Origin of the sequence: Pseudomonas huaxiensis, assembly GCF_003231275.1 — a bacterium.
In the GTDB taxonomy this organism is placed as follows: Bacteria; Pseudomonadota; Gammaproteobacteria; order Pseudomonadales; family Pseudomonadaceae; genus Aquipseudomonas; species Aquipseudomonas huaxiensis.
This window is the reverse complement of sequence record NZ_QKVL01000078.1, coordinates 1-12,985: the sequence shown is the minus strand read 5'-3', so window position 1 is coordinate 12,985 and position 12,985 is coordinate 1. Positions and strand designations below refer to the sequence as shown.

8 protein-coding genes and 2 pseudogenes are annotated in these 12,985 nt (G+C 52.9%); 7 read left to right on the top strand and 3 right to left on the bottom strand.

What is annotated here, in order from left to right:
- Both DM374_RS31720 and DM374_RS31710 read left to right on the top strand, forming a co-directional pair.
- Positions 1 to 967: tyrosine-type recombinase/integrase (locus DM374_RS31720; RefSeq protein WP_157969790.1), on the top strand; the 967-nt coding region annotated here is incomplete at its 5' end.
- Positions 968 to 1,344: 377 nt separating this feature from the next.
- Positions 1,345 to 2,201 (top strand): IS5 family transposase gene (locus DM374_RS31710; protein WP_110973432.1). Its coding sequence is split into 2 segments (ribosomal slippage): positions 1,345 to 1,686 and positions 1,689 to 2,201, totalling 855 coding nucleotides; the frame shifts between segments, so codons are not numbered across the junction.
- A gap of 607 nt (positions 2,202 to 2,808) precedes the next feature.
- Here DM374_RS31710 and DM374_RS31705 read toward each other — a convergent pair.
- The 3 genes from DM374_RS31705 to DM374_RS31695 all read right to left on the bottom strand — a co-directional run bounded on the left by DM374_RS31705 (position 2,809) and on the right by DM374_RS31695 (position 8,763).
- Entirely contained in the window at positions 2,809 to 4,179 is a 1,371-nt protein-coding gene (locus tag DM374_RS31705; RefSeq protein WP_110973431.1) for a DUF6602 domain-containing protein, read from the bottom strand.
- Positions 4,180 to 4,344: 165 nt separating this feature from the next.
- On the bottom strand, positions 4,345 to 5,265 hold the full coding sequence (locus DM374_RS31700; protein WP_157969789.1) for a hypothetical protein: 921 nt from the start codon (positions 5,263 to 5,265) through the stop codon (positions 4,345 to 4,347).
- Positions 5,266 to 5,802: 537 nt separating this feature from the next.
- Positions 5,803 to 8,763 (bottom strand): ATP-binding domain-containing protein, encoded by a 2,961-nt coding sequence (locus tag DM374_RS31695; protein WP_110973429.1) that lies wholly within the window; start codon positions 8,761 to 8,763, stop codon positions 5,803 to 5,805.
- Positions 8,764 to 9,267: 504 nt separating this feature from the next.
- Between DM374_RS31695 and tnpA the strand changes: the two genes are divergently transcribed.
- The 5 genes and pseudogenes from tnpA (at position 9,268) to DM374_RS31670 (ending at position 12,698) form a co-directional block, all read left to right on the top strand.
- Positions 9,268 to 9,600, top strand: a complete 333-nt coding sequence (tnpA, locus tag DM374_RS31690) for an IS66-like element accessory protein TnpA (RefSeq protein ID WP_225422653.1) — start codon at positions 9,268 to 9,270, stop codon at positions 9,598 to 9,600.
- Entirely contained in the window at positions 9,597 to 9,932 is a 336-nt protein-coding gene (tnpB, locus tag DM374_RS31685; protein ID WP_157969788.1) for an IS66 family insertion sequence element accessory protein TnpB, read from the top strand. Before tnpA ends, tnpB begins: the two co-directional genes overlap by 4 nt.
- Before the next feature lie 77 nt (positions 9,933 to 10,009).
- A pseudogene (gene tnpC / locus DM374_RS31680) lies at positions 10,010 to 11,578 on the top strand (IS66 family transposase).
- 167 nt (positions 11,579 to 11,745) lie between these two features.
- Positions 11,746 to 12,219: pseudogene (locus DM374_RS31675) on the top strand (IS5 family transposase); the annotation flags it as partial.
- Between the two features lie 89 nt (positions 12,220 to 12,308).
- Positions 12,309 to 12,698 carry a hypothetical protein gene (locus tag DM374_RS31670; protein WP_110973427.1) on the top strand — a complete coding sequence of 130 codons (390 nt, stop codon included), beginning with the start codon at positions 12,309 to 12,311 and terminating at the stop codon, positions 12,696 to 12,698.
- Positions 12,699 to 12,985: the final 287 nt, after the last annotated feature.

Sequence of the window (12,985 nt, the reverse complement as noted above, 5' to 3'; positions counted from 1 at the left end):
CAGAAAGCCCACGGCTATCCCTCCCTACATCGTCCCGTTGTCGCACCAGGCGGTTGATATCGTCCGCCTGATGCTGAGTCTGGTGCGCCCTGGGCAGCGGTATCTCTTCTCGCATCGTTCCAGGCTCAATGAGCGCATCAGTGAGAACACGCTGAACAGTGCCTTGCATCGACTTGGCTATGCAGATCGACTCACGGGGCATGGTATGAGGGCAACGATCACCACGGCGCTTACAGAGCTTGGCTACCCCCAGCAATGGATAGACGCCCAGCTCTCGCACAGTGAGCCTAACAAGGTGCGAGCCGCCTATACGCACGCTCAGTACGTCGAGCAGCGCCGAGCAATGATGCAGGACTGGGCTAACCGGCTGGATCAATTGGAGCAGGGCAGGGTGGCGTTGGCGTGTGAGCGATTGACCACCAGCTTGGAAGGGGCGGTTCTGCAATCGTTGAGGGCGCGAGGGCTTGAGGAGGAGGTCGGTTTAGATGGGGGCGAGCCTGTAGGACGACCCGTGCGTGTCGTTGTTGATAGGTCTGTTCGGCGACCCTCATCCCAGTGCTTGCAGGCGCTTGCTGTTGACGTGCGAAGCGCTGAGCCAGTTTCCGAGTTTCAGCGCGAGCGTGCCGAGATGCTTGCCATCTACGAGGCCCCGACGAATTTGACGGTGCCGGCATTCGCAAAGCTTGCAGGTAAATCCCGCGACCAGATTAACCGTGATCTGAAAGCAAAACGGCTGTTGTCGATTGGATTAGGGAATCGAGGGCAGCGTATTCCTGATTGGCAGTTGGACCCGTTGCGTCATGAGCTTGTGTTAGCTGTTTTGAAGCGTGGACCGAACGTTGACTATTGGGTGGCATACCGAGCTCTGACGGGGCCGAATGCAAGCCTAGGAGGAGTCGATCCTATCGCCTTCGTAACACGAGACAATTTTGAGCAGGCGCTGTCCGCTGTCGCCAGTCTTATGTGAAGAGGATTCCCGGAGTTGGCGAATGGGCTGACGGCTTTGCGCTACCCGCTTTCGATCCGGCTAATAGGTCGCACATTTTCACCGTGCTGCGGCCTCTGTGAAGCCAGCATCGATAAGGTCTTCGCGCATTGCGCCCAAGCAACTGTTGGGGACGGCAAGCCAAAAGAGGTTTTTCGCTCTCGTCAGTGCCACGTAGCCGATACGGCCGTCTTCCGTAGTCGTGCTGTGATATTGGCCCTAGTCGCGACGTAGAGCACGCCGCCGATGGATTCGCCTTTAACCTAGGCTCTGTATGAAATCCCGAGAAACCCAATCGGCGCCCTTTGGAAGCTGAAATTCAGTAGGGTTCCCGGCCATCTACGGAAAGGAATTCTGTGATGGCAAAGCGTTACGAACTCTCGGATGAGGCCTGGACTGTGGTCGCCGATCTCTTCACTGAAACCCATGGTCTGGGGCGGCCCCGCCTGAGCGACCGGCTGATGCTCGATGGCGTGCTCTGGGTACTCTGTTCGGGCGCTGCGTGGCGAGATATGCCGGAACGCTTCGGCCCATGGTCAACGGTGTATCAACGGTTCCGGGGTTGGCGAAACCAGGGCACCTTCGATCAGATGCTCAAACGCTTGCACCTGAGATTGAATGAGCAAGGCTTGATCGATGTGCAAACCTGGATGATCGACTCAACCGCAGTACGTGCAACCCGAGCCTCTTCTGGCGCCGGGAAAAAAGGGGGCCTGACGAGCCTGCCAATCACGCTCTAGGCCGTAGTCGCGGTGGCCTGACAACCAAGATTCACATGCTCTGCGACGCCAACGGGACACCGTTGCGCTTCCTCCTCTCTGGCGGTCAAGCCAGTGACATCAGTTACGCCCAACCACTGCTGGACGACGTCAGCATTCCATCAGGTCAACGAGGTCGCCCACGCAAGCGCTGCAAATGGCTGCTTGCCGACAAAGGCTATGACGCCGAAGCGCTTCGCCGCTACTGCGATCAATATCGAATGCAGCCCGTCATCCCGCTACGCTCAATGAAACGCAAACCCAAGCCCGGCTTACCCAGACTGTTTGATCGGCCCAAGTACCGACAGCGCAACATCATCGAGCGCATGTTTGGCTGGCTGAAAGAGAACCGCCGGATCGTGACACGCTTCGACAAGCTCGCAAAAAGTTATGCCGGCATGGTCTCACTGGCTTGTTCTATGCGGTGTTTGCGACATCTCTTTTCGTACAGAGCCTAACCATTAGCATTAAATTTATTCTTTAAATACAATGCTTTACTGCTTTTAACTATTTATAGAATTTTCGAGGCGCGTATTCTATTGAGTCCAGCCATGGCAGGAATCTGCATGGCACCACTCGAAATGCTGCGTCCTTCATCCGGCAGCAGTCGCCCCAAACCATTGGGTCGCAACGGGCGACAAGCGGCGATATCCGGACATTCATGGCAGCCACAAAATCGCCATCGTGACTAGTGTCCCGCTCGGGTATTACTTAATCTAAAAGCCCCGGAATCATTGGGCGAACACATTTAAATAGATAAACGAATTAACCGTGCGGGACACTAGCCGGTCAAGTTTTACTCGAGGCTTTGCCCGAGAGTTGATACACGTGCATAGCCGATTAAGTGATGTTCAGTCATAGCACTCCCTGTCGTAGGTTATGTCGCAAGCATATGGCGACTTTCGACAAACTTATGCGACATAATAACATCAGAGCTATAAGTAACGCTGTGAGTGTCGTTTAACTTATAGTTCGTGCGAAAATCGTCTTTGTCGCGGCCCGCAAGGGAGTGCATAAGATACCCAGAATTTTATGCCATACCACAGTCTGCTCGTGTCGATATTGCTAGATAATTTTTTTCTGTGACTTTGTTTTTTTCAATTTTTTATCGCATTGAGGACAGGTTTGCACCAACTCTTCTTTCATTTGGTAGTAATAAGGAATGCACATGTTCAAGTCGCTACTTTCTATGACGTCAAACGCAAGCGCTTTTGTAGAAATCAATCTACCTTCGTAATAGCTGTTATAGTCACGCGTCAATATTTGAGTAAGTGGAAGGCTTTCAGGATTGTAGATTCTAATATCTCCTGGCTGTCTGGCATAGGCCTCAGTGTTGGTGCCATCATGACCATAAGCTAGTTCAGTTGCTTTGATCCAGTTGATAGGCTCGGCGGTTTGACACCACGTGATTACCCTTTCAAGTTTTTCTGGTGTGTAGGAGCGCGCATAGTCACCATGCTCATCGCAGACACCAAGCTCCGCAAGTCTTCCGGCATTATACTTGTAAGAGTGTTCGCCAGCTGTCAACGGAAGCCGAGCATAATGATGAGGCCGGGCCTGATAAGGGATAGTGTCAGCGCAGAAGTCAAAGACCAAACTATATAGCTGATAAAGGCAGTGGCCTGAAGTGTCTGGGTTGCCATAGGTTAAAATGTTCTGGATCTTTTGCATATCCGAATTATAGTATTTAGCTGACTGCTCATCGCCAAATAGAAACCAGCCCTTCGATAGAATAAATACCGCATTTGGAAGGTGCTTTACATCGCCAGATGAGCCAAGAGTTTTCAGTTCTTCAGCCAACTCACCCCAATCAAGGTCGGTGTCGTAGGCGAATATTATTCCAAAGCCACTGAGTTCAGGTCTGCGGGTGCCAATGTGACTGACGCCTGCAGGCATCATTCGCTTTAATTTTTTATACGATGCAATATTGGTGAAGGCCTTCTTTAATTCAGCTTTGGTCAGTTTGGATTTTACCTGTATTGCACCATACGTATATTCAACGGGAATAACTTCATATACGTGCTGGCGCTGCATAAGAGAAAAGCAATCGTCTGCGTTGTAAAATAGCAAATCAAGCTCATTGCTAAGATGCCCTGAAGTTGAGGCTACACGAACACTTACTTCGGACACAGCGTATTTTTTTGGCAGTAATTTAGTTTCCAGAAAAAAAGCACGAATCAAGACCTCCCTTGCCGCCCCAACATCCCTTGGATGCTTAATATCTTTGCTTTTCTCATAGTCGGAAAGTAGCTCTGTTTGAAGGTCTAGCAGTTCTCGCTCAAGGCCATGAAACTCTTTCTCTTTTGATCTAAGTTTGTTTGACCGGATTGCAAGGCCTGTCAGGAACTCTTTCGTTCGCTCATGGCGTTCTTGGTATTGTTTTCGCTCCTCCCTTTGAGCCGCAGTTAATCGATTTCGTTTCTGCCCTTCAGTCATTTAATATTTTCCTTAATTAAAATATGTCATGTAGAATTTCTGCGAAGCTAATCAGCGAAATAGTTACACCATTCTCTCAGTTTCACAGGGGGATGCTGAGCAATACCTTCCGCTGTTAAACGCGTATGCGACATCGCAGCCATTCCTAGCGACTTGCGTTAACGGCTAAAAATGAGGTAGACCCGCCTCAACGAGAATACTGTCGACTTCAGAAACACATGAAAAGCGAATTGATTCCATCGTCTGGACGAGCCCTGCGTCTTTTATATGCATAATGTTGTCGCACTGAACAATATTTTGGCTGGCCATCCCAGCGATTAAAATATTACGTAAGGTTCTCAATTGGTGATCAACCCCTCTAAGCCTATCCCTCCAGCCCCCATTACTAACTTCGCGCCAACCTCCGACTGACTTTCTGATCACGTGCCTAGAAACTCTATCAACAAGTTCACCGGTCCGCATCGCTCTTTGCGTGTCTTTAAGGGCATCTAGAAAATCCGAAGCTTGCTCACAATACAGAGGATCTTCAAACGCTGGCCTATGAAAAGCCGTCGCGATGAGACCAAGGATAATTTCGTCTTGATCAGATGAGGCCCTCACCTGGATTACTTGATCGTAATACCACCGCTGAACATCAGGGAAAGCATTTAACCAAGCAACATAGTCATCCCAGAACCACAGATAAATTTTGCAATTTCGACGGGTGCGGGAATCATCATCGTTCAGTGCAAATACAAAGCGCTGAATAGAGGCATCGCGCTTCGCAGTCGTTGCTATAACATAGGAATTTAGTTCAGGGAGGAATTTTTCCGTCAACTTCAATTCATTTAGTATCATAGAACGACTTATAGAGCCGCCCGGCAATGGATTATTATTGGCATCAAGATCTGATAAGCGCTTGCACTGCACGCCAAGCTTTCCAAGGCGCTTTGTTGAGGCATATATATCAACACCGTCTTGTGACTGCCCTGGCCGTCCGTAGCACGAGGCTTGGGTATTATAAATACTATCAACCAAAGCCCTTGTTAACTCCTCGAACTGCCCCCAATAAAGAGGGGGCTGAAAAAACTGAGTAAGCTGGCCCACTATAAACTCCTGATTACGGCATAAGGTGAGTCTATCAAATTATTGCGACACCTAATGGACAAGCTACGGTTCACCGTAAACGTATTATGTCGTAGTTTTTAATCCATTAGGAACTTGGAAAAAGCTTGCTTAAGGGGCTACGGCACGCAGTCCCAGGAAGCGAATCGAACGATTTGAAACATTTTTTAGGCATTTACCGCTAAAATTTAGGAGCGCCAGCGAATAAATTTTCCGTAGCGGCGCCTTGTTAGGTGTTTGCCATATCTGGGTTTGACACAGCATTATTTAACATAGGGCCGCTGGAACAGCGGAATCTGGTAGCAGACCGTGGGTTCGAAGATTCCTAGCAGAGGACGGCTGTTGACTTCCATCGTTCATTCAATCCTTAGTTATCTACTAGGCTCTACGAAATGTATTCGAGCGAAGGTCAGGCAAGGCGAAAACAGGCGAGGAAGCGGAGTTGACTGGTTGTCAATGAGCATTCCGAGCCTGTTTTCAACGCAGCAAGGGCGAGTTCGGATGCATTTCGTACACAGCCTAGCGCAGCCGACTCATCAGCAACTGCTGTCTCGCTCGCGTACAACCTACATACAACCGGTTGCGGAATACCGGCTGACCAAGATCGTATTGGTCGATCATTGGCAACAGCACAATATCGAACTCCAGCCCCTTCACATGCAGCACTGACGTGAAGTGCACCAAGTACTTTTTCGACAGATCGATCTGCTCTGATACGCTCATCTTGCGGAAACTGCCCTCCAACTCCTGCTCACAGAAAGCATGCAGGGATCGAGCGGTTACCTGATCAGGCAACACTACAGCAACAGACTGATTTTCAGGGATAGCAGCGATTACCTCGCACAGATACCTGAACTCTTCTTCACGTTGGACAAAGCAACGCATCATGTAAGCACCTTGCTCGCTAACCTGATCAAGCAGAAGGTCAGCGTCTAGCTGCTGTACATCCGTATCGGCTCCGCGCTCGAACAACTGCCGCAGTACCGAACTCAGCGCAGCTAGATCCGGCTGCGCTTTCTGCCGCAAATTCTCATCCAACGCCACAAACTCTGGGCGTTTGCCAATCGGGAAGCAATCTGCAATGTGCATTTCTTCGTTGTGCAGCAACTGCTGCGAACGGTCTCCCACCACCGTGATCGCGCTATAACGCGGATCAGCCTGAGAGGTCATCAAATAGATCTGCTGCTCGCTAAAGTCCTGCACTTCATCGACAAACACGCTCTGATAAAAAAAGGCCTCGCGCAGGCTGGTGGGGAGCGTGGCTGTTACTCCGGCACTCAGGTCGTGAGCCAGGCAGAGCAGCAAGTCGATATCGGTCTCGCACAGGCGTTGCTCTTCAAGACGCTCCAGTACCTGCCATGCAATGGCCGCGTCAGGAAAGATGTCGGCATGTTCATACAGCGCCCTTGCATACAGCCCGGCGAAGTTCTTCAGCGGCTTGGCCAGATAATCCAACGCTGTCTGCAGGAATATCTTGCGTACCGAAGTTCGCGCCTGCTCGTCCTCGCCAGGTAGCACCTGACTACCGATCCCACTGCTGACCTTCAACCACCTCAGTCTCCCACCATCCAGATAGAGCAAGGACCTGGGCGTACCAAGCGCAATGAACAGCTCATTGACTGGCATGAATTTTGTTTCATACCCTTCAACAGATACTATCGATGGCAGCAGTGCGCGGACGCTCGAGCCCGTCAGGGAGGCCTGCACAGCATCACTGAAGGATAAGGGGTGGTTATCCGCCGAGAGATATTGGTATCGACTGCTCGATACACAGGGCAATGCCTCAGCCCCCTCAGCTCCGGCCCTGTAAAGCACCAGAACCTGATTGGATTGCTGGAACAAATCGACTGGCAACTCTGCCAGCCTCTGCGCCAATTCCGGAATGCCCTCGCCATAGGCCATTTGCTCCCCTAGATGAATACTCTGGGTTGCCGGACCAAGAATGCGCTGAGCCAGCGCCTGAATCTTCTCCAACAATCTGGCCGCCAACCGATACAAGGCTCGTTCTGCAGCCAAAGGCGAGAGCAGCTCTTGCACCAGTTCATCAACACTTGCTACAAGCGCTTGGCGGGCTGCGGCAAACTGACTGCGCTGCTGGTCAGTAAATCGTCGCAGATGCTCGCTGTCGACCTCAACTAGCGGGCTCTGCAAGTCGGTGGCAATCACCCGCGCTAGGGCAAGCCGGGCGGCATTGAGCCAGGCCAGTGTCGTGGTCAGAGAATGCCCCTCGTCGCTACTGCGTTTGAAGCGCTTACCAGAAGCCCCCGAAGACTCCAAATTGCGATAGTTGCGCAGCTTGAAGCGCAACTCGTGATACTCAAGCACCGGCAAACCGGGCATACCTAGGCGGCTGCAGGTTTCCTTGAGGTACTGAATCAGCTCACCAGTGCGCACAAAGCCGACGCTGCCATCCTGAGAAAACTTGCCAGCAAACTCGCCCTCCCAGTAGTCGAAGTCGTCGCCGAGAATGGAGCGGAACGTCTCACGATCCGTCACTTCATTCGAGTTGAAGTCACAGAGCATCTTGGTCCTTCCAAGGGCAGCCGAGGTCTTGCCTGAGCCCGCAACGCCCTCGACCCACATTGGCCCAACCGGTGCACGGGAAATAATTTTGTCCTGATTTGGGGTTCGATTAAGAAAAAAGTGCTCATCCAGACTCATGCGCTCAATTAGCTCACCGTCAACGTCATCTTCCACATCATCTAGATCAGCAATCGACAGTGCCGAATCTTCTTCCTGGTCATCATCGAGAATCTGCAGCTGCGGCGCGGCAGGGACGGGAGGTGTCAGCTCTAGCGGCTCGTCCGCTGGCTGTCCATCGTCTGGCAGATGTGTAAAAACCTCTGTCACCAGTGTGTTTGGAAGCCCTGCATCGTTAAATGCTTGCTCGGCAGGCTCGAGCAGCTCCTTGCGACTGGGCGGCACAATGGCGACAGGCTGCTCTACGCTATTGGACTTTGCAGACTTTTTACTCGGTTCAGTGGTTTGCTTGCCGGCAATTTGCTGGTCTGTCGAATTAGCCTTTGTCAAGAAGGCTCGCAGATCCGTTACGTTTCCTTGGCCGTTCGCATTCTCTACCCCCACCGCCAGAAAGTTACGCGCATGACGCTCCAGCTCTTCAAAATCATGGCGACGAAACTGGCGAGCCTCAGTGACCCGGTATTCACCCCAGGCCTTAGAGAAGCTCTTAAAGCCCATCCCTGCCACAGCGCAAAGGCGGCCAACCGGTGAGTGGGGAGTGGTATAGCCCGAGCTAGCTTTGGGGTATACCAGCGAGTCCATACCCAGCCGGAATGTAGCAACCCCCTCGTTCTCACGTTCGATTACCAGCGCCTTGCCGTAGGCGTTGCGCTTGAGATTTCGGTAAGCCAAATCGCCCTCACGGATCATCCGCTCGGCGTAATCAATAATCCCCTCAAGAACCTCCAGCTCTTCATGGGCTACCTTGCGCAGGGATGCTTCACTAATCTGCCTTGCCATACCTGTCGATCCTTATCCTCAGCAGAAAATGTCCATGCCCCAAGGTGATCATCTTCCCAATCCGGCTAGGCGCAGCAGGGCGAACAGCCTGAGCAGCGCATTCCTAGCCTAGGGCATGGAAACTACCTTGTTGTGCATCAGTCGCTGACACCAGATTGGCCACGATGCTAATAAATATGATGGCGCAGCGCCACATCTCTAGCGTCGCACATGACTAAAGTCAGATGGGCCTGTAACCCGTTCAGTGGCCTTCAGGCGCGTGGGCTTCCTTGTAACGCTTTAAGTCTTGGTATTCGCGGTGTAGCTCACAGGCCTTCTTCAGCATTACTTCACAACCGATTGTGACAAGTAGGTTCTTCATGACAGTGGGCTTCTGGTGTTTTGCATCTTGTTACGAGGAGCGTAACCGTCCGGCCAACACACCTTTCCGCCCCACCCGCCGCAGGCCATGGTGTCCACCTAATTTAAGTGGACACCATTTCTGGCCCATCAGGCGGATTCTTCATGCACCCTCAGCGTCGTTCCTACAGCAAATCCTTCAAAGCCCGGGTCATTCAAGAGTGCTCTGAACCCGACGCCTCCATCGCCAACATCGCCTTGGGCCACAGCCTCAACGCCAACCTCGTGCATAAATGGATACGCTTGCACACACAGAAATCCACCGCGTTGCAGCCAGCGTTCATCCCACTGCATACCCTGATGCTCCCGACCGGATCACAAGGTCAACCCACCGACATTTGCCTTGAAATCCAACATCCGCGCACGCCCATCAAAATGACCTGGCCCGCCGGCAGTGCAGCAGCCTGCGCAGCCTTTCTCCGAGACCTGCTGCGTTGATCCGCATCGATACCATCTGGCTCGCCACAGAACCGATGGACATGCGCGCAGGCACCGACACCGCCATGGCCCGCGTGGTTTCAGTGTTCGGTGCGGCGCAGCCGCACTGTGCTTATCTGTTCGCCAACCGCCGTGCCACTCGCATCAAGGTTTTGGTGCATGACGGATTGGGTATCTGGCTGGTGGCACGCCGCCTTCATCAGGGCAAGTTCGCCTGGCCAGGAACGCGTAACAGTACGCAAGTGGAACTGAGCGCGGAGCAGCTACATGCTTTGATCCTGGGCCTGCCCTGGCAAAGAATCGGCCCCGGAAACGCCATCTCCATTCTTTGACCTGAACAGTGCTCATCCGGCAGAATTGTCCGATAAGCCTGTCGTCGCCTTTAAGTTGGTCTGGCAAGATCGGCGACATGACTTCGATTCCAGACCTCGACCAACTCGATCCCGAGCAACTGCGCGCCTTGGCTGCGCAGTTGCTGCAACGTGTTTCAGCGCTCGATGGTCAGGTCGAGTCGATGGGTAAAACCGTCCAAGTCATGGAAAAAAAGATCCATCACGACAAGACGCTGATCGAAAAGCTCAGTCACGAGATTGTCCAGCTCAAGCGTTTCAAATTCGCCAAGCGCAGCGAGCAGATGAGCCCTGAGCAAGCCAGCTTGCTCAATGATCTGATCGATACCGATATTGCCGCGATTGAAGCTGAGCTTGAGTCATTGCAGGTAACGCCCGTGCCGACTCAGGAAAAACAGAAGCCTAAACGTCGCGCATTGCCTCCTGAGTTTCCCCGCACGCTGATCCATCACGAACTTGACAACACCGAGTGCGCCTGCGGCTGTACGCTCAAGCGCATCGGCGAAGATGTCAGCGAAAAGCTCGATTACACGCCGGGCGTGTTTACCGTCGAACGCCATGTTCGTGGCAAGTGGGTCTGCGGCAAATGCGAAACGTTGATCCAGGCGCCGGTACCGGCACAGGTGATCGACAAAGGCATTCCGACAGCAAGCTTGCTGGCCCACGTCATGATCGCCAAGTTTGCCGACCATTTGCCGTTGTATCGTCAGGAGGCCATGTTTGGCCGCGCTGGCCTGGCTATCCCGCGCTAGACGCTCGCTCAGTGGGTTGGCGCTTGCGGCGTGCATTTGCAGCCCCTGGTCGATGCGCTGCGCGAGGTCGTGCTTGGGCAATCGATTGTGCATGTTGATGAAACGCCGGTGCAGATGCTCATGCCGGGCACCAAGAAAACGCATCGCTCCTACGTTTGGGCCTACGCTACCAGCCCGTTCTGCGAAACCTCGGCAGTGGTCTACGACTTCAGCGTTAGCCGTGCCGGCGAACATGCCCGTAACTTCCTGCAGGACTGGAAGGGCAAGTTGGTCTGCCATGATTTTGCTGGCTACGAGGCCAGCTTCGAACTCGGGGTGACCGAAATCGGCTGCATGGCGCATGCACGGCGCAAATTCTTTGAGCTGCACGCGACCAACAAGAGCACGCTGGCTGAGCAAGCCTTGCGCTATATCCAGCCGCTGTACGAAATCGAAAGTGAGATTAAAGATCTGGAGCCGGATATACGCCGCCGAATACGGCAGGAAAAAGCGGTGCCGGTGATGGATGCGCTGCATGCCTGGATGGTTGCCCAGCGCGATATCGTGCACAACGGTTCGGCCATCGGCAAAGCTCTGGATTACAGCCTGAAACGCTGGGCGGTGCTGTCACGCTACCTCGATGACGGGGACGTACCCATTGATAACAACTGGTGTGAAAACCAGATAAGGCCGTGGGCGTTGGGTCGCAAAAACTGGCTCTTTGCAGGGTCACTTCGCAGTGGCAAACGTGCGGCTGCGATCATGAGTTTGATCCAGTCGGCGCGCAACAACGGGCATGAACCGTATGCCTATCTCAAAGATGTGCTGACGCGTCTGCCGACGCAACGGGCCAGTGAGATTGCGGAGCTGCTGCCGCATCGTTGGCGTCCGGCTTAGTAGTACAAGACGGGTTTGCCGAACGCTTACTCAACAGCCGCCATACAGTGGTTGTTATGCTCTCATCCCGGACTTAGGGTCTGAACGAAAACCCTTGAGATCCCGCTAACACCCCAGTCAGCCTGAGTTTCCGTAGAGTTTTGCCATTTCCAGCGCATGACTGTGTAATGCCCAAGCAGCGATATGAGATTCCCGATGCGGACCGGGAGTTGGTTTCGAACCTCTTCAATTCGCCCCGCCGCACGGGACGTACGCGAGCCGATGATCGCCTGATGCTCAACGGCCTTTTCTGAATGCTTTGCTCGGGCGCGGTCTGGCGAGACGTGCCTGAGCGATACGGGCCGTGGTCTACGGTTTATAAGCGATTTCGAATTTTCCACAATCAGAGCACTTTCACCAAGACACTCAAGCGGGATGCACGTCAAACTCCCCGAGCATGGACTGATTGACTTGGATATATGGTGCATTGATTCAACGGCAGTTAAAGCAACCCGAGCGGCCTCCGGTGCAGGTCAAAAAGGGGGCGGAAGAACCGGCGGATCACGCGCTTGGGAGTAGTCGGGCGGGGTTAACGACGAAAAATCCATATGGTCAGCGACGCCCGAGGTGTGCCACGGCATTTCACCCTTTCCGGCGGTCAGCGGACGCCCTCACACTGCACCTGCACACTACACTCAAGCCTCTCGGATATTTGATAACGTTGGCTTGGGCTTTCATTGGTAGAGGAAACATGGGGATAGCAGACTGCTTTGCTAAATACGGCGCGACTCTCAAGAACGTCAATTGGTCGGTGTCGGCCGAAAATAGCCAGGGGGAATTGGTCGTTAGCCTGTGGCAGCAATTCTTCAAAGGGCAAAGCGGGGTAATGAAATATACGGATCGCGTTTCGCGTTGGTCTGGGCATGGAAATATTGAATTTAGTAAGCGGCTCGCCAACGCGTACGACACGGATCAACCTGTGCGAGTAGTCATTGCAAGGGCCGACGACGAGGAAGCCATTCGCAAAGGGCAAGACGCGAGCAAGGTTAAAAAGAAATTCCATTTCAAAAAAGATTGGCTTGGAAAGGTCACTGCTTGGGATGGCGATCACTTCGAAATTGAATTCAGGGATTGCCCCTGACGGATCATTGAGCTGTCGTCGTCGATGCCGAAGTCCAGGTCGATGACCGCCTCGCCAGCTGCGCGAGCATAGATTCTGGAGATGGTGGTAGCCTGGCGGCAAAAACGAAAAAGGCCCGCATCGCTGCAAAACTTGTTCTATATGGTGCTGGCACCAAACGAATGACTGTTGGTCGTGAGGTCCCGTTTTTCGCGGGACTGGAATTTGGTGGATTTTTTGATGTACCTCATAGGGTCTCTTAAAAATCACCTAATCGTGTACGGCGTTTGGCGTATGGCCGTAATCGA